We start from the raw sequence: 21,723 nt of genomic DNA on the forward strand, positions 1-21,723 counted from the left end.
CTCCCCGACAGGACCCCTGCGATGACGCACCTCCCCTCCGGCCGCTCCCTGACCGCCTCCCTCGCGGCGCTCGCCGCCACGGGCGCGCTCCTGCTGGGCTCGCTGCCCGCCTCCGCGATCGAGACCCCGCCCTCGGCGTCCTCCGCCGTCGCCTCCGCCGCGGTCCTCCGTGCCGGCGAGCAGCTCGCGCGCGGCGAGCGGCTGGTGTCCCCCGACGGCGCCTCCTCCCTCGTGATGCAGACCGACGGCAACGCCGTGGTCTACGCCGCCGGCGGCCGTCCCACCTGGGCGTCGGGCACGCAGGGGCGCGGCGACAGCCTGCGGATGCAGGACGACGGCAACCTCGTCGTGTACGCCGCGGACGGGCGCCCGGTCTGGGCGAGCGGCACGGTGGCCGACCCGGGCGGCGAGCTGAGGATGCAGGACGACGGCAATCTCGTGATCTACCGCCGCAGCGGCTCGGCGGCCTGGGCCAGCAGCATCGGCGGCCGGATCGACGAGCCGCGCACCGACACCCTCCGCCGCGGCAGCACCCTCTACGCGGGGAACCGGCTCGCCACCCCGGGAGGCACCACGGCGGTGATGCAGGAGGACGGCAACCTCGTCGTCTACGGGCAGGGCGGGGCTCTCTGGGCGAGCGGCACCCGCGGCCGGGGCAACGTCCTCCGGATGCAGGACGACGGGAACGCCGTGGTCTACACCGCGGACGGCGCGCCCGTGTGGGCCTCGGACACGTCCGGCGAGCCGGGCGCCACGATGGTCCTCCGCGAGGGCGATCTCCGGATCGCGGACGACTCCGGCGTCCTCTGGAGCAGTGCCGCGCTCATCGTGCGCGACTCGCTCTCCCCGAGCGGCCTCGTCGTCGCGGGCACGCGGCTGACCTCGACGAGCGGGCAGTGGCGGGCCGAGATGCAGCGCGACGGCAACTTCGTCGTCTACGGGCCGAACGGCGCGGACTGGGCGACGAACACCTCCTCCGCCTCCGGCGCCGCCTTCTCGATGAGCTCCGAGGGCCGGCTCGACGTGGCCGACTCCCGGATCCTCTGGCTGCGGTTCCCGAGGATCTCCTTCGGCATCGGCCAGAGCGGCGTCGTCGCGCCCTACCGCCTCGTGCTGCAGGACGACGGCCGCCTCGTCGAGTACGACGGCATCGGACGGGCCGTCTGGGCCAGCCGGGGCTGACGCGCGACGCATGATGGAGGGGTGAGCGACCCCGGCGACTTCATCCGCTCGGCCCTGGAGTACGAGGGCGACGTCTGGCGCGCGCAGGACGTGCGCGAGCGCCTGGGAGCAGGGCTCGACTCGACGGGCGCCTCGGTCGGGGCGGTCCGCGGCACCGTCCGCGACGCGCTGAGGAAGTTCCGCTCGCTCGAGCACGACGACGTGACAGCCCTCTCCTCCGAGCTGTGGGAGCCGGCGGTGTTCGAGCCGCGGCTGGCGGCCGTCGTGCTGCTGCAGTCCCGAGCCGAGTGGCTGCGCGGCTCCGACCTCACCCGGCTCGAGGGCTTCGTCCGCGACTCCCGCGTGGACGAGCTGAGCGACCCGCTGGCCCACGACGTCGTCGCTCCGCTCCTGGCAGGGCTGCGCGGTGCGGCGCGGACCCGGGCGGACGCGGTCCTCGACCGCTGGGGGGCGGAGGGCGGGCGCCTGGCGCGCGCGGCCTCCCTGGCGCGGGCCTCGGTCCCGACGGAGCACGGCTGAACGGCCGCTCGGACCGACCGCCCCGCGGAGCCGGGCGCCTGCTCAGGCGGCCCGGTGCTCCTGAGCCGCCGTGCCGTCCGCCACCCGGATCCACGTGTCGAACTCCAGGCCGGGATCGACCCGGTGCGCGATCAGGACCACCGTCCGCCCCTCGGCGGCGCGGAGCAGATCCCCGAGCAGAGCGTCGGCCACGGGAGCGTCCACCGACGCCGTCGGCTCGTCCAGCACCAGGACGCGGAAGTCGGCCAGGAGTGCGCGTGCGAGGGCGATCCGCTGAGCCTGGCCGCCCGAGACGAGCGAGCCCCGCTCCCCCACCCGCGCGTCGAGCCCACCGCGTGCAGCAAGCCAGGGGCCGAGCCCGACCCGCTCCAGCACCGCCTCGAGCACGGCGCCATCGGCCTCGGGCCGCGCGAAGAGGAGGTTCTGCCGGATCGTGTCGTCGAAGAGGTACGGCTGCTGCTCCACGAGCCCGACCCGCTTCCGCACCTCCGCCTGCGGCAGCGTCCGCGCCTCGACCCCGCCCAGGAGGTAGCTGCCGGAGTGGTCGAGGAAGCGCACCAGAGCGTGCGCGAGCGTCGTCTTCCCGGAGCCGCTGCCGCCGGTGACGAGGACGCGCGCACCCTCCGGCAGGTCGAGCGAGACGCCCCGCAGCGCGGGCGTGTGCGCGCCGGGCCAGCTCACCGACAGGTCGCGCAGGACGATGCCGGCGCCCCGGGGAGCCGGGGCATCCGGGTCCACGTCCGCGTCGGTCGCGAGCGCCGGCGACGCCGCCTCGGCGTCCAGATCGGCCAGGCGCTGAGCGCTCGAGAGCGCGGTGCGCGCCGCCTGCACGGCGAGCGGCGCGGCGGCGGCGACCTCGAAGACCGCGAGCGGCACGAGCGCGACGACTCCCAGCGCCGGACCGCCGAGGTCGCCGATCGCCGGGATCCCGAGCGCGAGGCCCGCCCAGACCGCACCGCCCGAGCAGAGGGCGAGGACGGCCGCGGCCAGTCCGGCGGAGGCCGCCCGCCGACGCGCCGCCCGGGCGAGCGACTCCTCCGCGCGTGCCACGTCCGCCAGAGCGTCACCCGCCGCATCGAAGGCGATGAGCACGTCGAGGCGGGTGACCAGCAGGTTGAGGCGCTCGGCGAGCTCCCCGCGCAGCGGCGCCAGCTCGCGATCCGCCTGCGCGGAGAGCCGGCCGGCGCCCAGGGCCCCACCGGCGAAGGCGAGGACCAGCAGCGCCAGCAGCACGGCGCCCATCGCCGGCAGCAGCAGCCAGACGCCGACCACCGAGACCGCAGCGACCAGTGCCGCGACGACCAGCGGCTGCACGACGCGCAGCGGCACGTCCTGCTGGGCGTCGACGTCCGCCACCACCCGGGAGACCAGGTCGCCGCGGCGCACGCGGCCCAGCCCGTCCGGCGCGACCGGCACCAGGCGCTCGTAGACGCCCGCCCGGAGCTCCGCGAGCGCGCGGAAGGCGGCGTCGTGGCCGGTCAGCCGCTCGAGGTAGCGGAAGAAGGCCCGCGCCAGCGCGAAGGCCCGCACGCCCACGACGGCCATGGAAAGGAACAGGATCGGCGGCTGCTCGGCCGCGCGGACGATCAGCCAGGCGGAGCAGGCCAGCAGCGCCACGACGGCGGAGGAGGAGAGCAGCCCGAAGGACAGACCCGGCAGGAAGCGGCGCGGCCCGGGCATCGCGGCGCGGAGGACGTCGGAGCGGTTCACCTCGCGACCGCCTCCGCCGGCGCCAGGGCGATCACGGCGTCGGCCGCCGCGACGGTCGCGGGCCGGTGGCTGGCGACGACGACGATCGTCCCGCTCTCCGCCAGCGACCTGAGTCCGGCGAGCAGCGCCCGCTCGGACTCGTCGTCGAGGGCGGCGGTCGGCTCGTCCAGGGCCAGCACCGCGCACCCGCGCTCGAGCAGGCGGTGCACAGCGCGGGCGACGGCGACACGGGCGCTCTGCCCGCCCGAGAGGCCCGTCCCCTCGGCGTCGAGCCGGCGCTCGGGGTCCACGTCGACGGCGGCGATCGCCAGGGCCCGCCGCACGCGCTCGGGGTCCGGCGAGAGTGCTCCGAGCCCGACGGCGGAGGCGACGCTCCCCGGGAGAAGGTCGGGCCGCTGGCCCGCCCAGGCGAGCGTCGAACGCAGATCCGCGACCGGCGACCCGCCGAGCAGCAGCGTGCCCGAGAAGGGCACGAAGCCCGCGAGCGCGGCGATCAGCGTCGACTTCCCGGACCCGCTGGGCCCGGTCACCACGGTGATCGACCCGACGGGGAGCACCGCGTCGACAGGAGCGAGCGTCCGCCCGCGTCCGTCGTCGACCGCGAGACCCCGCAGCTCGAGCGCCCCCGTCGCCGCCGGGGCCTTCCCGCGAGCGGGCAGGGCCGCCGCGCGCTCGAGGACGGCGAAGGCGCGGTCCGCCGCCTGCACCCCGTCCGCCGCCGCATGGAACTCGGCACCGACCTGGCGCACCGGCAGGAACACGTCCGGCGCCAGCACCAGGACGAACAGCCCGACGGCCAGCCCCAGCGAGCCGTCGACGAGCCGCAGCCCGATCGAGACGGCGACCAGCGCGACCGAGAGCGAGCCGGCGAGCTCCAGCACGAAGCCGCTGACGAAGGTCACCCGCAGCACCTTCATCGTGTGCACGCGGTAGTCCTCGGTCAGCGCGCGGATCCGCGTCGCCTGCCGCTCGGCCCGCCCGAAGATCTTGAGTGTTGCGAGGCCGCCGACGGTGTCGACGAAGCCGGACGCGAGCGCCTGCAGCCGCTCCCACTGCCGCGCCTGCACGGCCTGGGTCGCCCAGCCGATCAGCACCATGAACACCGGGATGAGCGGCAGGGTCACCACCAGGAACACCGCGCTGAGCGGATCGGCGAGGAAGACCACGAGCGTCAGGAGCGGCGTCGCCACCGCGGTGGCGATCAGCTGCGGGAGGTAGCGGGCGAAGTAGCCGTCGAGGGAGTCCAGTCCGCCGCCCAGCAGCGCGACGACCCCGCCCGAGCCCCCTTCGGAGCGGCCCGCCGGGCCGAGCTCGACCAGTGCGGCGAGGACCGCCTGCCGCAGCTGCGCCTTCGCTCCTGCTCCTCCGCGCACAGCGTTCACCTCGGTCGCCCAGGCGAGAGCCGCCCGCGCCGCGACGACCGCGAGCAGGGCGGCCAGCAGCGGCGCGAGATCGTCGGCGCTCCTCCCGTCGACCGCACCGGCCACCAGCTGCGCCACGAGCCACGCGAAGGCGACGATCGCCAGGGTCCTCGCCAGCGCGAGCACCCCGCCGAGCAGGAGGAACACGCGGGCCGCCCGGGCGTAGCGGAGCAGGCGCGGATCGAGGGGCTTCACGTCAGTGGGCGTTGACCGGGATGTGCGCGCGGCTGATGCGCTTGCGGAAGATCCAGTAGGTCCAGGCCTGGTAGCCGACGATGAGCGGCACGAACACCAGGGCGGTCCAACTCATGACCGTCAGCGTATAGGGCGTGCTGGAGGCGTTCTCGATCGTCAGCCCGTAGGCGGGGACGTTCGAGGCCGGCATCACCGCGGGGAACAGCGTCGCGAAGAGGGCGAGCACGGCGAGCGCGATGGTGCCGGCCAGCAGCGCGAAGGCGCGTCCCTCCCGGCCCCGCGTGATCGCGAGCCAGCCGCCGACGAGGGTCGCGGCCGCGCCCGCCGAGAGCGCCCAGGAGGCGGTGCTCCCCTGGCCGAGGTTGGTCCAGGCCAGGAAGACCGCGGCGACGACCACGGTGAGCAGCCCCGCACGGGTCGCCAGGCGGCGCGCACGCTCGCGGATCTCCCCCTCCGTCTTCAGGGCGACGAAGACGACTCCGTGCGTGAAGAAGAGCAGGAGGGTCGTCGCTCCGCCCAGCAGGGCGTAGGGGTTCAGCAGGTCCAGGACGGTGCCGGTGAAGTTGTGGTCGGCGTCCATCGGGACGCCCTGCACGATGTTCGCGAAGGCCACGCCCCAGAGGAAGGCGGGCACCGCGGAGCCGACGACGATCATCGTGTCGAAGCGCCGCTTCCACTGCGCCTCCGGACGCTGGTGACGGTACTCGAACGAGACGCCGCGGGCGATCAGCGCGAGCAGGATGAGCAGAAGCGGCAGGTAGAACCCGCTGAAGAGCGTGGCGTACCACTCCGGGAACGCGGCGAACAGGGCGGCGCCGGCGACGATCACCCACGTCTCGTTGAGGTCCCACACCGGGCCGATCGTGTTGATCAGCACGCGGCGGTCGGTGTCGTCGCGCCCGAGGAACGGGAGCGACATGCCGACGCCGAAGTCGAACCCGTCGAGGACGAAGTAGCCGATGAAGAAGAACGCGACGATCCAGAACCAGAGAACGGCGAGATCCATGAGGGGTGCCTCCTAGTAGACGGTGCCGACGAGCTGCGGGCGACCGCTTTCCTCGTCGACATCGGGAGCGTCGTCGGGGCCGGCCTGCGCGGCCCGCTTGATCAGGCGGAACTCGACCACGGCGAGCGTGCCGTAGATCGCGGTGAAGGCGAGCAGCGAGATCAGGACCTCGAGGCCGCTCACTCCGGGCGAGACTCCGTCGGCGGTCTTCAGCAGTCCGAACACGAGCCACGGCTGGCGGCCCATCTCGGTGAAGACCCAGCCCACGATCATCGCCATCAGCGGCAGCGGGGCGGCCCAGATCGCGACCTTCCACATCCACTGCTTCGGCTCGCGGCCCTTCCGGGTGAACCAGAGGCCGGCCGCGGCCACGCCGATGGCCAGGACGCCGAGCGCCATCATCCAGCGGAACGACCAGTAGGTGACCCAGATGATCGGCGTGTAGTCGCCGGGTCCGTAGACCTGGGTGTACTGGGCCTGGAGGTCGTTGATGCCCTCGACCGTGCCGGTGAAGGTGTGCGTCGAGAGGAAGGAGAGCAGGTAGGGGATGCGGATCGAGAACAGCTCGCTCGAGCCGTCCGGCGTGCCCCAGGTGAAGACGGAGAAGGAGGCGTCGACGCCTGTGGAGGTCCTGTAGAGCGCCTCCGCGGCCGCCATCTTCATCGGCTGCGTGTCGACCATCGCGAGGCCCAGCGAGTCGCCGGTGAACAGGGTCAGGCCGCCGCTGACGAGCATCATCCAGGCGCCGAACCTCAGCGCGGGGCGCATGGTCTCGAGGTGCTGGTTCCGGGAGAGGTGGTAGGCCGCGACGCTGATGATGACGGCGGCCGAGACCATGAAGCAGGCGAAGATCGTGTGCGGGAACGCGGCGAGAGCGACCTTGTTGGTGAGGAGCGCCCAGATGTCGGTGAGCTCCGCGCGGCCCTTGGTCTCGTTGATGCGGAAGCCGACCGGGTTCTGCATGAACGCGTTCGCGGCGATGATGAAGTAGGCCGAGAGCGTGGTGCCGAGCGTGGTCAGCCAGATGGTGGCCAGGTGCAGCTTCTCGGGCAGCTTGTCCCAGCCGAAGATCCAGAGGCCGATGAAGGTCGCCTCGAGGAAGAAGGCGAGCAGGCCCTCGAACGCCAGCGGGGCCCCGAAGACGTCGCCGACGAAGCGGGAGTAGTCGCTCCAGTTCATCCCGAACTGGAACTCCTGGACGATCCCGGTCACGACGCCCATCGCGAAGTTGATCAGGAAGAGCTTCCCGAAGAACTTCGTCAGCTGCAGGTAGTGCACCTTCCCGGTGCGCACCCAGCAGGTCTGGAAGATCGCGACGGTGAGCGCCATGCCGATCGTGAGCGGCACGAACAGGAAGTGGTAGATCGTCGTCAGACCGAACTGCCATCTCGACAGCAGGAGCGGGTCCAGGAGTTCGTTCACAGCTCCGAGAGTAGGTCGGCGGAAGGGGTCCGACGGCCTCCGATCCCAGTACTGGGGCGGATGTGCGGCCTTCCGCGAGCTCCTGGCGGCACCCTTTCCGGGGTGGCCCCGGACGCCCCTCCGAGCGCTCCAGCCGACCGGTCGCTCGACGTCGAGACAGTCCCTCTCGACGTCGAGGGAGTCCCCCGCGCGGCGACTGCCGAGCGGGGCTCGCCTCCGTCGGACCCGCCGCCGGCGACCTCTCGACGCCGAGCGATCAGGCGGGCGACGGAGCGCTGAGACTTCCTCTCACGGGCCTTCAGCGGATTCCCAGGCGCACATCCGCGAGATCGGCTCTGGGAATCCGTTCACTGCGCGACGCCATCGACGGACTCGCCCGGTGAAGAGACTCCCGGAGCCGATGCCGATGTGCCGTCGGCGGGCGCCCCGCGGTCAGCCGGCGTCGACGCGCGAGCGGGAGCCGGAGAACCAGGCGGGCGCCTGGAAGCCGTACTTCAGCACGGGCAGGTCGCGGGTGAGGCGCCAGTAACCCAGCGCCGCCGCGACGCCGATCCCGCAGACCAGGAGCGGCGCGACCGGTCCGATGACGTCGAGCCAGCGCTCTCCGTCGAAGAGCAGCAGGGCACTCGTGGCGAGCGAGACGAAGAGGACGTGCACCACGTACACCGGGAGCGTGTTGCGGCCGATGAAGGTGATCCAGCCCGCGCCGCGCCGGTTCGAGAGGAAGCGGGCGACCACGAGCCCGGCGAGGACCGCCAGCACGCTCACCAGGACCAGCCCGATCGTCAGCAGCGGGAAGCGGGCGCGGACGGCGAGGATCACGCCGGCGAGCACGAGGAACAGCACGCCGAAGCCGACTCCGCTGAGGATCCCGCGGCGCTCCACGAACGCGATCACCGCGTTCCGCAGGTAGAGGCCGAGCAGGAAGAACATCAGGTAGCGGGCCATGCCGTCCCAGGCGATGTTCCCGGTGCCCTCGGAGGTGCTGGAGCGGACGGCGTACCAGACCACGGCGATCGCGGTCGCGATGCCGATCTGCACCCGCCAGTCGATCCGGCCTTGCGCGAGCTTGGCGGCCACGAAGAAGATCGTGAGCGCGTAGAGGAACCAGAGCCCGTTGTGCGGCATCACCGGCTGGAGGAGCAGCGCGAGCGGGTCGGACTCGTCGGTGCCGCCCGGGTTGGGCACCACCAGGAAGAAGAGGAACCGCACCACGGACCAGAGCAGGAAGGCCCAGACCAGCAGGCTCAGCCGCGAACGCCAGAGCTCCGGCCACGACCGGGTGAGCACGGAGCCGGCGAACAGCCCCGAGGCGAGGAAGAACAGCGGCATCCGGAAGGTGATGAGGAGGAGGTTGATCTCGTTCCACGAGTCGGGGGCGATCCCGGCCGTCGTGGTCCACTGTACGGAGTGGGCCAGGGCGACCAGGATGATCGCGATGCCCTTCGCCGTGTCCACCCAGGTGATGCGTGCGCGTGCCATGAGTCCTCGTCGTGATCGTCCATCGGAAGTCGGCCGGCGGCGACGATGACGATGGCGATGTGCAAGTGTTGCACGGCTGTGCATCCTCTGTGATGTTCTGCGCGGATTCGATCACGGCGATCCGGTGACGGAGAGACGGCCACCGGGTGCGCGGGTCCTCGGACGGCCTCCTCGTGGACGACGCGCCCCCGCCGATGCCCGAGGATCGAGCCATGACTCGAGCGACGCCCTCCGGCTCCGCCCCCGGCCCCCGCCGCATCCGCCTCCGCCTCCTGGTCGCGCTGCTGGTGCTCGCGCTGGTCCTCGCCGGCGCGGGCATCGCCCTCTCGCTCGCCTCGCGGAGCGGAGGCGCGGGCGCTCCGGCCGCGAGCTCCCCCGACCCCGGCCCGACCTCCTCCGTCGACATGGCCGAGCGCGTCGCCGGTCTCGAGAAGCGCTTCGCCGCCGGGTTCCCGCAGCACAGCATCGTCCTCACGGGCAGCTCCACGATCGGCCGCTGGACGACCTCCAAGGAGGACCTGCGCCCGCTCGAGACCTACAACATCGGGATCGGCGGCACGACCGTCGCCGATCACCTCGCGTGGCTGGACCGCATGGTCGCCCCCTTCGATCCCCGCGCCGTGATCGTGTACGTGGGAGCGAACGACATCAGCGGCGAGGAGGGCTCGCGCACCGGCGCCCAGACCGCCGGCGCCGTCGTCGAGTACCTCCAGCGCGTGGAGGAGGTCGCCCCCGACGCCGAGCTGTTCTACGTCGAGATCGCGGAGACGCCCGCCCGCGCCTCCGTCGGCGCCGAGGTCCGCGCCGCCAACACCGCGGTCAGCGCCTACGCCGAGACGGACGACCGCGTCACCTTCGTCCCCACCGCCGACGCGCTCGTCACCTCCGACGGCTCTGTCGACCCCTCCCTCTTCGTCGACGACGGCCTGCACTTCGACGAGGCCGGCTACGCCCGGTTCTCGGAGGCGGTCCGCGCGGTGGTCCTGCCCGCTCTGGAGTGAGCCGGCGGGCCGCCGCACAGCAGCCCCGCGCGACGTGAGCGGCCCGGGGACACAGGGTCCGGAGCCCCCAGTGTTGACCCTGAAGGGGGACACGGCCCCTCCGTCGCGCGCGCCTATCCTGGCCCCGCGTCATCGCCGACAGCGCCCTCTGCACCGCCGCAGACCGCCGCTCGCTCAGCAGCGCCGACCGTCTCGGAGTCACCGATGCCCCGCTCGAGGATCCGCCCCCGTGGTCTCGCCCTGCTCACCGTCCTGGCGATCACGGCCGCCGCGCTCGTCGCCGGGCCCGCGGGTCCGGCGTCCGCCGCTCCCGTCGTGCCCGCCGGCTTCACCGACTCGCGGGTGGCGGCCGTCCCCGCGCCGACCGCCCTCGCCTTCACGACCGACGGGCGCACCCTCGTCTCCTCGCAGACCGGCGCGATCCGGGTGATCCGCGCCGGCGGCCTGGTCGCCACCCCGGCCCTCGACCTGCGCTCGAAGGTCTGCGCCAACGGCGAGCGCGGCGTGCTCGGCCTCGCGGTCGACCCGGCACCGGGCTCGCGCACCGTCGTCGTCTACTACACCGCGAAGGGCTCCGACTCCTCCTGCCCGACCAACGCCGGCGGCACGGTGAACCCCGCGGGAGCCCCGCGCAACCGCGTCTCCTCGTTCCAGCTCGGCACCGACGACCGCATCGACCCGGCCTCCGAGCGCGTCCTCCTCGACGGCATCTACTCCCCCGCGAGCAACCACAACGGCGGCGACCTCGCCATCGGCAAGGACGGCCTGCTCTACGTCAGCGTCGGCGACGGCGGCTGCGACTACCGCGGCGGAGTCGGCTCGCCGGGCGGCAGCGGCTGCGGCGGCCGGAACGACGCCGCCCGCGACCCGAACATCCTGAACGGCAAGATCCTCCGGATCACCCTCACCGGCGGCGTCCCGGCCGGCAACCCCTACCTGGGCACCGGGACCGCCTCCTGCCGGCTCGCCCCGGCCGCCGCGGGCGTGCGCTGCCGCGAGACCTTCGCGAGCGGCCTGCGCAATCCGTTCCGGATGGCCTTCGACCCGAACGCGACCGGCACCGTCTTCCGCATCAACGACGTGGGCCAGGACGCCTGGGAGGAGATCGACCAGGGCGTCGCCGGCGCCGACTACGGCTGGAACACCCGTGAGGGCCACTGCGCGAAGACCGGCTCGGCCTCGAACTGCGGAGCCGCGGCGCCCGCCGGTCTCACCGACCCGGTCCACGACTACGCGCACAGCAGCGGCTGCGCCTCGATCACGGGCGGCGCCTACGTCCCCCGCGGCGTCTGGCCGGCCGCCTACGACGGCGCGTACCTCTTCGGCGACTACGTGTGCGGGAAGATCCGGACCCTCGGCCGCACCGGCGCGGCCGGCGACCTCGTGACCGGCCTCGGCGGCAGCAGCGCCGTCGCCATGGCCTTCGGTCCCTCGCGCGGGACCCAGGACCTCTTCTACACCAGCTACGCGAACGGCGGCGAGGTCCGGCGCCTCGCCTACACCGCCGCGGCGAACCGCGCCCCGACCGCGACCCTCACCGCCGCCCCCTCCTCCGGCGCGGCTCCTCTCGCCGCGCGGCTGAACGGCTCGGGCAGCAGCGACCCGGAGGGCGGTGCCCTGACCTACCTGTGGTCGTTCGGCGACGGCACCCCCGACCGCATCACGACCGGCCCGACCTTCACCCACAGCTACGCCGCCGGCAGCTGGACCGCGTCCCTCCGCGTCCGCGATCCGAAGGGAGCCGTCTCCGCACCCGCGACGACGAGGATCACCTCGGGCGACAGTGCCCCGACGGTGAGCATCACCGCACCCGCCGACGGAGGGGTGTTCGTGACGGGCCGGAGCTACGGCCTCCGCGCCACGGCGACCGACGCCGAGGACGGCGTCCTGCCCGCCTCGGCGCTCACCTGGACCGTCCAGCGCCGCCACGCTCAGCACACGCATCCCTTCCTCGGGCCGCTGACGGGGAACGACCTCTCCTTCGTCGCCCCCGGCCCGGAGGACCTCGCCGCCGCCGCGGACAGCGACCTCCTGATCAGCGTCACGGCGACGGACTCGAGCGGAGTGTCGACGACGGCGACGCGGACGTTCTCCCCGCAGAAGGTCTCCGTCACCCTGGCCACCGCTCCCGCCGGCCGGACGGTCGTCGTCAACGGCACCGAGGTCGCCGGAGGCACGACCGTCGTCTCGTGGGCGGGCTCGGCCCTCCAGCTGGAGGTCCCGGACCAGACCGACGCGTCGGGCACGGCCTACCGGTTCTCGTCCTGGTCGGACGGCGGCGCCGCCTCGCACAGCGTCGTCACTCCCGGGAGCAGCACAACGCTGACGGCGACCCTCGTCGCCGCCGGGCTCCCCGGCGCGCCGACCACGGTCACCGCCACGGCGGGCTCGGACGGCACGGCGACGCTCGCGTGGTCGCCCCCCGCGGGGACCGGTGGCTCGGCGGTCACCGGCTACCGGGTGTCGCGCGACGGGTCCGACACGAGCGGAGCCGGAGCCTGGAGCGCCGTGGTCGCCGCGACCAAGCGCTCGCAGACCTTCACGAAGCTGGTCCCGGGCCGCAGCTACACCCTCTCGGTGCAGGCGGTCACGGCGAACGGCACCGGCCCGGCGGCCTCTGCGCTCGTCGCCGTCCCCTGACCGCTCGGCGTCCACCGGCCTCCCGGGCGCAGCCCTGCCGCCGCCCAGCCGTGCGCCCCTACGATCGAGCCATGCCGAGCATCCGGAGCCGCCGTCGGCCCCAGCCCCCGATCGAGTCCCCGGCGGGCGGGGGCGCCCGGTGAACGACACCCTCACCGGGATCCTGGACTTCGTCGTCAGCGTCCCCCCGGTCTGGCGGACGCTCCTCGCCGGACTCGCGATCTTCTTCGAGACCACGATCCTGGCGGGCCTCGTCGTCCCCGGCGACACGATCGTGATCGTCAGCGCGACCGGCGTGACCAGCCCGCTGCAGTTCGCGGCGCTGGCCGTCACGGTCGTCATCGGCGCCCTCTGCGGCGAGTCCGTCGGCTTCTACCTCGGCCGCTGGTTCGGGCCGCGGATCCGCGCGTCGCGCCTGGGACGCCGGCTCGGCGAGAAGAACTGGCTGAAGGCCGAGCGCTACCTCGCGCGGCGCGGCGGGTTCGCCGTGTTCCTCTCGCGCTTCCTGCCGGTGCTGCACTCGCTGATCCCGCTGACGGTGGGGATGAGCGGGATGCGCTATCGGACCTTCATGGCCTGGACGATCCCGGCGTGCGTGCTCTGGTCGTCCGCCTACGTCGGCGTCGGCGCGGCCGCGGCGGGCAGCTACCGGGAGCTCTCGGAGAGCCTGCACGGCGCCGGCTACGTCTTCGTGGGCGTCATCGTCGTCTTCGCCCTGCTCGTGCTCCTCGGGAAGAAGCTCCTGAACAGAGCGGAGGCGCGTCACCTCGACGAGTGACGCGCCTCCGGGCGTGGATCCGGGGAGGATCAGTCGACGAGACCCGCCGACTTCAGCCACTCGCCCGCGATCGCGGACGCGGACTTCTGCTCGTTGACGCTCTCGGAGTTGAGGGCGACGAGGTCGTCCGCCGTGAGCTTCGCGCTGACCGCGTTCAGCACCTCGGCCGCGTCGTCCGTGATCTTGCTCGAGACGATCGGCACGACGTTGTCGGCCACGAACAGTCCGTCCGGGTCCTCGAGAGCGACGAGGTCGTTCTTCTGGATGTTCGGGTCGGCCGTGTAGACGTTCGCCAGCTGGATCTGGTCGCTGGTGAGCGCGTCGACGGTGGTCGATCCGCCGCTGTCCTCGATCGCCTGGAAGGTGGTCGTGATGCCGTACTTCGACTGCAGGGTGTCGGGCCCGTAGGGGCGCGTCTGCAGCTCGGAGTTGCCGCCGACCACGATCGGGTCGGTGACGTTCTTGAGCGACGCGATGTCGGTCAGGTCCCACTTGTCGGCGAAGGCCTGGGTGACGGTGTACGAGTTCTGGTCGCTGGCCTCAGCGGCGTCGAGGGCGCGGAGGCCGTCGGGCAGCGCGTCGCCGAGCGCGGAGTAAACGTCGTCGGCGGTGGTGGCCGTCGCGTCGGGCTCGAGCGCCTGCAGGAGGCTGCCGTCGTACTCCGGGAAGACGTCGATGGATCCGCTCTCGATCTCGGGCAGGTAGATCTCGCGCTGGCCGATGCGCAGCTGGCGGTCGACGGTGAAGCCGTCGTTCTCCAGCGCCTGCGCGTAGATCTCGGCGAGGATCTCGTTCGAGTAGTAGTCCTGCGAGCCGACCACGATGGTCTCGCTGCCCGCAGTCGCACCCGATCCCTCATCGAGCGGATCGCTCGAGGAACACCCTGCCAGTGCCACGACGGCACCGACCGCGAGTGCGCTGAGCGCGACACGGCCCTTCGTGAAATGTGCTGTGAACATTGCTATTTCCCTTCTTCGATGGGGATTCCCATCACCGCGCGTCGTCGGGGCGACGAAGCGCGGGAACCTGTGCGGCCGGCGGTGCCGGCCAGGCCGAGCACGACTCCGCGCGGCACGGCGAGCCGCTGGAGGAGGGCGAACAGGACCTCGCTGAGGAGCGTCAGCACGATCACCAGGATCGAGCCGGCGAGCATCTGCGGGTAGTCCCCCGACTTCACTCCGCGGAAGATGTACTGCCCGAGGCCGCCGGCGCCGATGTAGTCGGCGAGCGTGGCGGTCGCGATGATCTGCAGCGCCGCCGAGCGGAGCCCGCCGATCAGCAGCGGCAGCCCCAGCGGGATCTCGACCTTCGTCAGGATCTGCCACTCGGTCATGCCCATCGAGCGCGCCGCGTCGACCGTGCGGCGGTCGACCGCCTCGAGCCCGGAGTACGCGCCGGCGAGCACCGACGGGATCGCGAGCACGACGAGGGCGATCACCGGAGCGCCGAGGCCGAGCCCCAGGCTCATCGCCGCGAGGACGAGCACGCCCAGTGTCGGCAGGGCGCGCAGGCCGCCTGCGACCGGCACGGCGATGCCCTTGCCGCGCCCGGTGTGCCCGATCAGGTAGCCGATCGGGATCGCGATCGCGGCCGCGATCACGAGCACCAGCAGGCTGATGCCGACGTGCTGGGCGACACGGGTCGGGATCGCGTAGACCCCGGTCCAGTGCGCGGGGTCGGCGATCCAGGCGAAGGCCTCGGCGATGAGGTTCACGACGTCACCGCCCTCTCGACCGCGACCGGTCTGCGCGAGCGGCGCGTGCGGTCCAGAGCCGTCCAGGGCATGAGGAGACGGCCGATCAGCACCAGCAGTCCGTCGAGCACCAGCGCGAGGACGATCGTCAGGACGATGCCCGTGACGATCTCACCGGTGATGCCGCGCTGGAAGCCGTCGGTGAAGAGCAGGCCGAGGCTCTGGATCCCGAGCACCGCGCCGACCGTCACCAGGCTGACCGTGCTGACCGTGACCACGCGCAGGCCCGAGAGCAGGACCGGACCGGCCAGCGGGAACTCGACCCGCCAGAAGCGCGCCCAGCCGGAGTAGCCCATCGCGGTCGCCGACTGGCGGACGTCGTCCGACACCGCGCCCAGTGCGTCCGAGGTGGTGCGGACCATCAGCGCGACGCCGTAGAGGGTGAGGCCCGTGATCACGTTGGCGGTCGAGCGGAGCGGGATGCCCAGCAGGACCGGCAGCAGGATGAACATGGCCAGCGAGGGGATGGCGTAGAGCACGCCGAGCCCTGTCAGCAGGGTGCCGCGGCTCCAGCGGTAGCGGTTCGCGAACCAGCCGAACGGCAGCGAGACGAGGAAGCTGAGCAGGATCGGCGGGACCGACAGGGCCAGGTGCGCCAGCAGGTTCGCGACGATCGCGTCCGTGTTGTTGACGACCCAGTTCACGCGGCGGGGCCGTCCTGCGCGCGCAGCACTCCGGTCGGGCGCCCGTCGCCGTCGACCACGATGCGGGCGCCGTCGCGCTCCTCGATCCGGAGCGAGCGCTTGCCGCGGTCGGCACCGACGAAGCCGGCGACGAACTCGCTCGCGGGGTTCGCCAGGATCTCGGCGGGCGAGCCCTTCTGCGCGATCCGGCCGCCCTTCTCGAGGATGACGACCTGGTCGCCGAGGAGGAACGCCTCGTCGATGTCGTGGGTGACGAAGACCACGGTCTTGTCGAGCTCGTCCTGGAGCCGCAGGGTCTCGCGCTGCAGGTCGGCGCGCACGAGAGGGTCGACCGCGCCGAACGGCTCGTCCATCAGCAGGATGTTCGGGTCGACCGCCAGGCCGCGCGCCACACCGACGCGCTGCTGCTGGCCGCCGGAGAGCTGGCTGGGGTACCGGGCGGCGAGCGCACGGTCCAGTCCGACCGTGTCCATCAGCTCGAGCGCGCGGGCGTGCGCCTGCTTCTTGGCGACCCCGTTCAGCCTCGGCACGGTCGCGATGTTGTCGATGACCTTGCGGTGCGGCAGGAGGCCGGAGTTCTGCATCACGTAGCCGATGCGGCGGCGGAGCGCGACGGCGGGCAGGGACGAGATGTCCTCGCCGTCGATCTCGATGGTGCCGGAGGTCGGCTCGATCATCCGGTTGATCATGCGGAGGATCGTGGTCTTCCCGCAGCCGGAGGAGCCGACGAAGACCGTCGTCTGCCGGGAGGGCAGCACGAGCGAGAAGTCGTCGACCGCCCGCGTGCCGTCCGGGTACTGCTTGCTGACGTTGCGGAACTCGATCACGAGGCCGCCCGCCGTCCGGCGGTGTGCGCGCCGATCTGTCCCTGGTCCACGACTGTGCCCGCTCTCGCTCCGCGCGTCCGGCCGTTGCACGGCCCGCGGCCCCGAACGGGGCCAGGCGGCAAGGAAAACACCAATAGCAGCCGCCTGCCAACCCGGACCGCGAAGTGTTGCGGGATGTTCCGGGAGCGACTAGGGCCTTGACAGCCCGGGCGCGTCAGGACTCCTCGACCGCTCCGTAGTGCGAGGTCATGTAGTGGCGCAGCAGTGAGCGGCTCTCGTCGATGAAGCGCTGGTCGCCGTTGGGGTCGATGAGGAACGCGCGCGTGAGCAGCGCGTCCGCGACCTCGATGGTCACCTCGAGGCGGAAGGACAGCTGCGCGCCGCCCGGGAGGCCGTACTCGGACGCGAGGATCTCGGCGAAGCGGCGGGCGAAGAAGCCGGCCTCGAACGCCTCGCCCGCGACCTCGGGGGCGTGGATCGTGTCGACGAAGCGGATGGAGCGGAAGCCCGGCTCGTTGCGGTGCATCTCGCAGAAGGCGTCGATCGCGCAGTCGACCGCGCCCCACCAGTTGCCCGGGTGGGTGTCGCGGATCTCGGTGATGACGCGGCGGCGGAAGCGCTCGAGGGCCCGCTCGCGCAGCGCCTGGAGGACGGCGATGCGGTCCGGGAAGTAGCGGTAGACCGTGCCGATCGCGGCTCCCGCGCGCTCGGCGACCATCGCCGTGGTCAGGCGGTCGAAGCCGACCTCGTCGACGACGGCGGCCGCCGCGTCGAGCAGCGAGGCGAGACGGGCGGCGCTGCGCACCTGCACCGGCTCGTTGCGGACCTGGGACGATTCACCGAACGGTCGATCGACGAGGTTTCCAAGAGGCACGGCGGGCTCCTTCGGTCGTGGTTCCTACAATCGTACGCACGGCGACCGCCGGTCGGGGTCGTCTCATCGAAAGTCCCTCGTGTTTCGCGCCCCCGGAAGGGCGACGGCTCCGCGGGTCCGATACACCCGGGAGAAACCATGTGCGGACGCTTCGTCCTCTCGCAGACCACCGCCGACCTGGTGGCGCTCTTCGACATCGACGGGCCGGGCGCCGACCTTCCGGAGCCGTCCTGGAACATCGCGCCGACCCAGCGGATCGCCGTCGTCGCGGAGTCGATGAAGGGGGTCGAGGAGGGCAGCCCGCCGCGGCGCCGGCTCGCCGGAGCCCGCTGGGGCCTGGTGCCCCGCTCCGCCGCCGACCCGTCCGCGGGGCCGCCGCTGTTCAACGCGCGGATCGAGTCCGTCGCCGAGAAGCCGTCGTTCCGCGAGTCCTACGCCTCCCGGCGCGCGATCGTGCCCGCCTCGGGCTGGTACGAGTGGCGGGTCGGCGCGGACGGGGCGAAGGCACCCGTCTACGTCTCGCCGGGCGAGGGCTCGCTCCTCCTGTTCGCCGGTCTCTACGAGTGGTGGCGCTCGGCCCAGCCGGGCTCTCCGTGGCTGCTCTCGGCGACGGTCCTCACCCGCCCCTCCGCCGGGCCGCTCGCCGAGGTGCACGAGCGGATGCCCGTGCTGCTGCAGCCGGAGCTGATCGAGGACTGGCTGGACCCGGCGTCCCCCGGGGACGGCGAGCTGCTGCGCGCGGCCGCCGAGGGCGCGGCCGAGCTGGCCGAGGAGCTCGAGGTGCACGGCGTCGGCGCGGCCGTGGGCTCCGTCTCGGCGAACGGCCCCGAGCTGATCGAGCCCACCGGAGCCTGACGATCGCGTGAGAGCGCGATCCGCGGTCCGGCATCCGGTCTGACAGACTGGGCGGATGCCGCTGACGCCCGAGAGCAAGCCCCTGAGCGCAGGCAAGGCGGAGGTCATGCACCGCGCCGCCCGCCTCGAGGACCGACTCCACTCCTTCCGGATGAGGCGCGTGAAGCGCAAGGGCTACGTCCCGAGGGTCATCCCCTACACCGGCTACGGCTCGACGACGCAGCTGCGCGTCCTGGCCCGCGTCCTCTACACGCGGCCGACCCCTCCCGGGGTCGAGGAGGTCCGCCCCGTCGAGGGCGTGCGCGGCTGGCGGAGCTTCACCAGCGTCTTCGTGAGCGGGGCCGTCGTGACCGTCGAGGCCGACGGGCAGACCCACCGGGTGACGGCCGACCGCGGCGGAGTCGTCGACGCGGACCTCCCGATCACGCTCGAGCCCGGCTGGCACACCATCACCTTCTCGACCGCGGGCTCGAAGCCCGTCGAGGCGCCCGTCTTCATCGTGCGTCCGGAGTCGCGGCTGGGCGTCGTGTCGGACGTGGACGACACGGTGATGGTCACCGCGCTCCCCCGCCCCTTCGTCGCCGCCTGGAACACCTTCGTGCTCGACGAGCACGCCCGGATGCCCACGCCCGGCATGGCGGTCTTCCTCGACCGCTTCGCCCGGCAGTACGAGGGCTCCCCGGTCATCTACCTCTCCACCGGCGCGTGGAACGTCGCCCCGGCGCTCACCCGCTTCCTGTCGCGGCACCTGTACCCGGCCGGAGCGCTCCTCCTGACCGACTGGGGCCCGACGCACGACCGCTGGTTCCGCAGCGGCAAGCAGCACAAGGAGATGAACCTCCGCCGACTCGCGGCCGAGTTCCCGGACGTGCGCTGGCTGCTGGTCGGCGACGACGGGCAGCACGACGAGGAGATCTACTCCGACTTCGCGGACGAGCACCCCGACAAGGTCGCGGCGATCGCGATCCGCCAGCTCTCCACAGGCGAGGCGGTGCTCGCGGGAGGCCGCTCCAAGGCCGAGGACCGCTCCCTGACCAGCGGCACGACCTGGGTCTTCGCGCCCGACGGCGCGGGCATCTCCGAGCAGCTGACGGAGCTCGGCATCCTCTGATCCCGGACCGGCTCCGGGAACGACGGAGCCGTCCGCTCCCCGGGGGGAGGGACGGCTCCGGTCGATCGGCTCGGACTACGCCTGGTGGGCGGCCTGCAGGTCGAGGGTGATGGTGACCTTCTCGCCGATGAGCACGCCACCGGTCTCGAGGGCCGCGTTGTAGGTCAGACCGAAGTCGGTGCGGTCGATGGTGGCCTTGGCGGTGAGGCCGGCCTTGTAGTTGCCGTAGGGGTCGGTGCCGAAGCCGCCGAACTCCACCTCGAAGGTGACGGGCTTGGTGGTGCCCTTGATGGTGAGCTCGCCGTCGACGAGGAAGTCGTCGCCGTTCGGGCGGACGGCGGTCGAGACGAAGTGGATCTCCGGGTACTGCTCGGCCTCGAAGAAGTCGCCGGTGCGGAGGTGGCCGTCGCGGTTGGGCTCGTTGGTGTTGACGGAGGCGACCTCGGCGGTGGCCTCGACCTTGGAGTCGAGCGGGTTCTCGCCGGTGGTGAACGTGGCGGTGAAGCGCTCGAACTTGCCCTTGACCTTGCTGATCATCAGGTGGCGGACGCTGAACGCGACCTCGCTGTGGGTGGGGTCGATGACCCAGGTGCCGGCCTTGTAGCCGGGGATGGTGACGGTGTCGGTCATGGTTTCTCCTCGAGTGTGACGGTCGTCGCGGGGAGAGCGTCCCCGTCCGATGTATGCAAGCGCATCGACGTCGATCAGTATTCCATGTAGCGACAACTATTTCATCCACGTTCCGTCGAAGGATCGGCGGACACCGCGTGAACACGGAGCGCCGCACCCCGGACGGGGGTCGGAGACGCTCCCCGAGCAGTCGTCAGCGGTCGGCGGGAGCCGGGTTGCGGATGCCGAGGAGGGAGACGACGCCGCCGGCGACCAGGAGGGCGGAGGTCGCGACGGCGGCACGGGAGAAGCCCTCGACGTCGAGCGAGTCGCCGACCACGAGCGAGGTCGCGGCGATGGCGACCAGCCCCGCGATGCGCGAGACGGCGTTGTTCACGGCGGAGCCGACTCCGCTGTGCCCGTCCTCCACCGCGCCGAGGATCGTCGAGGTCAGCGGAGCGACCGTCACCGCGAGGCCGAAGCCGAAGAGGAGGATCCCCGGCAGCAGCTGGGTGGCGTAGTCGGCGCCCTCGTCGACGAAGGAGAGCAGGAGGAACCCGGCCGCGGCGATCAGCGGTCCGACGCCCATGAAGAGCCGCGGGCCGAACCGCGCCGACAGCGACCCGGAGACCTGCGAGAGCAGGAGCAGCAGGATCGTCGGCGGGAGCGTCGCGAGCCCGGCCAGGGTCGCCGAGAAGCCCAGGGTCCGCTGCAGGAACAGGCCCAGCGCGAAGAAGCCGAAGGAGAGCGCGCCGTAGACGAACGCCGTCGAGACGTTGCCGACGGTGAAGTTCCGCGACGCGAAGAGCGACAGCGGCAGCATCGGATGCGCCGCTCGCCGCTCCCACACGACGAACGCGACGAGGGCGGCGACTCCCCCGATCAGGGCGGTCAGCACGAGCGGATGCTGGATCCCGAGCCGCTCCTGCTCGATCAGCGCGAACACCGGCCCTCCCAGGCCGATCACCCCGAGCACGGCGCCGACGCCGTCGATCGGCACCCGGGTCCCCGAGTCGACCGCGCCGAGCCTGCCCAGCAGGACCAGCGTCACCGCGATCGGCAGCAGGTTGAGCGCGAAGACGTACCGCCACGAGCCCGCGTCCACCAGCAGGCCGCCGAGCACGGGGCCGGCGATCGTCGCCGTGCCGGTCCAGGCCGTCCACGCGCCGATGGTCCGGGCCTGCGCGGCGCCGTGGACGGTCGCGATGATGAGGGCGAGCGAGCTGGGCACGAGGATCGCGCCGGCGGCGCCCTGGAGCATCCGCGCCACGATGAGGACCTCGGCGGTGGGGGCCAGCGCGCACAGCAGCGAGGTGACACCGAAGCCGATCAGGCCGATGGTCATGCTGCGGGCCCGGCCGATGCGGTCGGCGAGCGAGCCGGCCACGAGGATCAGCGCGCCGAGCGTGATCAGGTACCCGTCGACCACCCACTGCTGCACCGCGAGCCCGCCGCCGAGCTCGCGGGTGATGGCGGGCAGGGCGACGTTGACGACGGTGCCGTCGAGGAAGGCGACGAAGGAGGCGAGGACGGCCACCACGAGCACCGCGCGGCGGCGCGTCTCGGCGGGGTCGGCGGAGGCGGTCATGCTCGGGCTCTGGTCACCCGCTCACCGTACCGGCGGCCGCCGCTCCCGGGGCCGGGAGGGCGGGCATCCGGGCCCCCGAGCGCGGCCGCACGACGGATCCAGACTC

General features: G+C 72.6%; 19 protein-coding genes. 7 read left to right on the forward strand and 12 right to left on the reverse strand.

Features of this window, described 5'->3' with window-relative positions; genetic code table 11:
• The coding region (locus C5B93_RS00005; RefSeq protein ID WP_219814007.1) for a hypothetical protein at positions 1-1,182 on the forward strand (1,182 nt) is incomplete at its 5' end.
• A 21-nt stretch (positions 1,183-1,203) separates the two neighbouring features.
• The gene (locus C5B93_RS00010; RefSeq protein WP_104291472.1) at positions 1,204-1,701 is read left to right on the forward strand and encodes a DNA alkylation repair protein; all 498 of its coding nucleotides are present in this window, start codon (positions 1,204-1,206) and stop codon (positions 1,699-1,701) included.
• Between the two features lie 42 nt (positions 1,702-1,743).
• On the opposite strand, the gene cydC is transcribed toward C5B93_RS00010, so the two are convergent.
• The 5 genes from cydC to C5B93_RS00035 form a co-directional block, all read right to left on the reverse strand.
• Positions 1,744-3,411 carry a thiol reductant ABC exporter subunit CydC gene (gene cydC, locus C5B93_RS00015; protein ID WP_104291473.1) on the reverse strand — a complete coding sequence of 556 codons (1,668 nt, stop codon included), beginning with the start codon at positions 3,409-3,411 and terminating at the stop codon, positions 1,744-1,746.
• A complete protein-coding gene (cydD, locus tag C5B93_RS00020) occupies positions 3,408-5,027 on the reverse strand; it encodes a thiol reductant ABC exporter subunit CydD (RefSeq protein WP_104263597.1) in 1,620 nt (539 codons plus the stop codon). Before cydD ends, cydC begins: the two co-directional genes overlap by 4 nt.
• 1 nt (position 5,028) lies before the next feature.
• Positions 5,029-6,033 carry a cytochrome d ubiquinol oxidase subunit II gene (gene cydB / locus C5B93_RS00025; RefSeq protein WP_104291474.1) on the reverse strand — a complete coding sequence of 335 codons (1,005 nt, stop codon included), beginning with the start codon at positions 6,031-6,033 and terminating at the stop codon, positions 5,029-5,031.
• A gap of 12 nt (positions 6,034-6,045) precedes the next feature.
• The gene (locus tag C5B93_RS00030) at positions 6,046-7,455 is read right to left on the reverse strand and encodes a cytochrome ubiquinol oxidase subunit I (RefSeq protein ID WP_104291475.1); all 1,410 of its coding nucleotides are present in this window, start codon (positions 7,453-7,455) and stop codon (positions 6,046-6,048) included.
• Positions 7,456-7,887: 432 nt separating this feature from the next.
• Positions 7,888-8,937: an acyltransferase family protein gene (locus C5B93_RS00035; RefSeq protein ID WP_181068282.1), complete on the reverse strand. Its 1,050-nt coding sequence runs from the start codon at positions 8,935-8,937 to the stop codon at positions 7,888-7,890.
• A 212-nt stretch (positions 8,938-9,149) separates the two neighbouring features.
• Here C5B93_RS00035 and C5B93_RS00040 point away from each other — a divergent pair, with 212 nt between their 5' ends.
• The 3 genes from C5B93_RS00040 (at position 9,150) to C5B93_RS00050 (ending at position 13,356) form a co-directional block, all read left to right on the forward strand.
• On the forward strand, positions 9,150-9,938 hold the full coding sequence (locus C5B93_RS00040; RefSeq protein ID WP_146083679.1) for a GDSL-type esterase/lipase family protein: 789 nt from the start codon (positions 9,150-9,152) through the stop codon (positions 9,936-9,938).
• Between the two features lie 204 nt (positions 9,939-10,142).
• Positions 10,143-12,578 (forward strand): PQQ-dependent sugar dehydrogenase, encoded by a 2,436-nt coding sequence (locus tag C5B93_RS00045; RefSeq protein WP_181068283.1) that lies wholly within the window; start codon positions 10,143-10,145, stop codon positions 12,576-12,578.
• Between the two features lie 139 nt (positions 12,579-12,717).
• A complete protein-coding gene (locus C5B93_RS00050; RefSeq protein WP_104223112.1) occupies positions 12,718-13,356 on the forward strand; it encodes a DedA family protein in 639 nt (212 codons plus the stop codon).
• A gap of 29 nt (positions 13,357-13,385) precedes the next feature.
• Here C5B93_RS00050 and C5B93_RS00055 read toward each other — a convergent pair whose 3' ends face one another.
• The 5 genes from C5B93_RS00055 to C5B93_RS00075 form a co-directional block, all read right to left on the reverse strand.
• Positions 13,386-14,315, reverse strand: coding sequence for an ABC transporter substrate-binding protein (locus C5B93_RS00055; protein WP_104223111.1), 930 nt, complete (start codon positions 14,313-14,315; stop codon positions 13,386-13,388).
• A gap of 2 nt (positions 14,316-14,317) precedes the next feature.
• Entirely contained in the window at positions 14,318-15,070 is a 753-nt protein-coding gene (locus C5B93_RS00060) for an ABC transporter permease (protein WP_104225632.1), read from the reverse strand.
• Entirely contained in the window at positions 15,067-15,753 is a 687-nt protein-coding gene (locus C5B93_RS00065) for an ABC transporter permease (RefSeq protein ID WP_104223109.1), read from the reverse strand. The genes C5B93_RS00060 and C5B93_RS00065 overlap by 4 nt, the downstream gene beginning before the upstream one ends.
• Positions 15,750-16,580, reverse strand: coding sequence for an ABC transporter ATP-binding protein (locus C5B93_RS00070; RefSeq protein ID WP_104225631.1), 831 nt, complete (start codon positions 16,578-16,580; stop codon positions 15,750-15,752). Before C5B93_RS00070 ends, C5B93_RS00065 begins: the two co-directional genes overlap by 4 nt.
• A 214-nt stretch (positions 16,581-16,794) precedes the next feature.
• Positions 16,795-17,454, reverse strand: coding sequence for a TetR/AcrR family transcriptional regulator (locus tag C5B93_RS00075; RefSeq protein WP_104223107.1), 660 nt, complete (start codon positions 17,452-17,454; stop codon positions 16,795-16,797).
• Positions 17,455-17,592: 138 nt separating this feature from the next.
• Between C5B93_RS00075 and C5B93_RS00080 the strand changes: the two genes are divergently transcribed.
• On the forward strand, positions 17,593-18,309 hold the full coding sequence (locus tag C5B93_RS00080) for an SOS response-associated peptidase (protein ID WP_104291477.1): 717 nt from the start codon (positions 17,593-17,595) through the stop codon (positions 18,307-18,309).
• 55 nt (positions 18,310-18,364) lie between these two features.
• Positions 18,365-19,420, forward strand: a complete 1,056-nt coding sequence (locus C5B93_RS00085) for an App1 family protein (protein WP_244230626.1) — start codon at positions 18,365-18,367, stop codon at positions 19,418-19,420.
• Positions 19,421-19,495: 75 nt separating this feature from the next.
• On the opposite strand, the gene C5B93_RS00090 is transcribed toward C5B93_RS00085, so the two are convergent.
• Together C5B93_RS00090 and C5B93_RS00095 are read right to left on the reverse strand one after the other, a co-directional pair.
• On the reverse strand, positions 19,496-20,050 hold the full coding sequence (locus C5B93_RS00090; protein WP_104237910.1) for a YceI family protein: 555 nt from the start codon (positions 20,048-20,050) through the stop codon (positions 19,496-19,498).
• A gap of 193 nt (positions 20,051-20,243) precedes the next feature.
• Entirely contained in the window at positions 20,244-21,617 is a 1,374-nt protein-coding gene (locus C5B93_RS00095; RefSeq protein WP_104291478.1) for a DHA2 family efflux MFS transporter permease subunit, read from the reverse strand.
• Between the last annotated feature and the right edge of the window lie 106 nt (positions 21,618-21,723).

Origin of the sequence: Rathayibacter sp. AY1A2, assembly GCF_002930935.1 — a bacterium.
In the GTDB taxonomy this organism is placed as follows: domain Bacteria; phylum Actinomycetota; class Actinomycetes; order Actinomycetales; family Microbacteriaceae; genus Rathayibacter.

What these genes read in the sequence shown, in the direction of transcription:
- C5B93_RS00090 (WP_104237910.1), bottom strand. Translation starts at nt 20,050, where the DNA reads ATGACCGACACCGTCACCATCCCCGGCTACAAGGCCGGCACCTGGGTC.
- C5B93_RS00055 (WP_104223111.1), bottom strand. Translation starts at nt 14,315, where the DNA reads ATGTTCACAGCACATTTCACGAAGGGCCGTGTCGCGCTCAGCGCACTC.
- C5B93_RS00040 (WP_146083679.1), top strand. Translation starts at nt 9,150, where the DNA reads ATGACTCGAGCGACGCCCTCCGGCTCCGCCCCCGGCCCCCGCCGCATC.
- C5B93_RS00085 (WP_244230626.1), top strand. Translation starts at nt 18,365, where the DNA reads ATGCCGCTGACGCCCGAGAGCAAGCCCCTGAGCGCAGGCAAGGCGGAG.
- C5B93_RS00045 (WP_181068283.1), top strand. Translation starts at nt 10,143, where the DNA reads ATGCCCCGCTCGAGGATCCGCCCCCGTGGTCTCGCCCTGCTCACCGTC.
- C5B93_RS00095 (WP_104291478.1), bottom strand. Translation starts at nt 21,617, where the DNA reads ATGACCGCCTCCGCCGACCCCGCCGAGACGCGCCGCCGCGCGGTGCTC.
- C5B93_RS00035 (WP_181068282.1), bottom strand. Translation starts at nt 8,937, where the DNA reads ATGGCACGCGCACGCATCACCTGGGTGGACACGGCGAAGGGCATCGCG.
- cydB (WP_104291474.1), bottom strand. Translation starts at nt 6,033, where the DNA reads ATGGATCTCGCCGTTCTCTGGTTCTGGATCGTCGCGTTCTTCTTCATC.
- C5B93_RS00080 (WP_104291477.1), top strand. Translation starts at nt 17,593, where the DNA reads ATGTGCGGACGCTTCGTCCTCTCGCAGACCACCGCCGACCTGGTGGCG.